This is a genomic window from Bradyrhizobium sp. Arg237L, from assembly GCF_029990105.1.
Taxonomy (GTDB): Bacteria; Pseudomonadota; Alphaproteobacteria; order Rhizobiales; family Xanthobacteraceae; genus Bradyrhizobium.
Genome location: NZ_JAQMIL010000243.1, coordinates 1 through 395 on the forward strand (window position 1 = coordinate 1; position 395 = coordinate 395).

A 395-nucleotide genomic window follows, 5' to 3' on the forward strand; every position below is an offset into this window, starting at 1 on the left:
TTTGGTGTGAGGCCGAGCCAGGCGGCAAAGTGCCGGCCGGAGCGGAACGCGGCTGGATCGGACGTCTTCATTACCATCCTGGTCGCAATGATCGGGCCGATCGAGGGGATCTGCGCCAGGCGCCGACTGAGGGCATTGGCCCGGTGCCAGGCCAACAGCTTGGCCTCGATCTCCTTCAGCTCGGTCCCGAGCCTTGCGTATTCACGCCCCTGCACCACGAACAGCTCACGCGCCAGCTCCGGAAGATTCTCGTCCTGCGCAATCCGCCTCAACAGCGGCTCGATCTTGTCCACCCCCTTGGCGGCGATCAGGCCGAACTCGGCGGCGTAGCCGCGGATCGCATTGCTCAGCTGGGTGCGCCGGGCGATCAGTCCGTCGCGGATCCCCGTCAGCAT

1 protein-coding gene is annotated in these 395 nt (G+C 66.1%); it reads right to left on the reverse strand.

The annotated features are described in order from the left end of the window. The coding region (locus OZ411_RS43170; protein WP_282532836.1) for a transposase at positions 1 to 395 on the reverse strand (395 nt) is incomplete at both ends.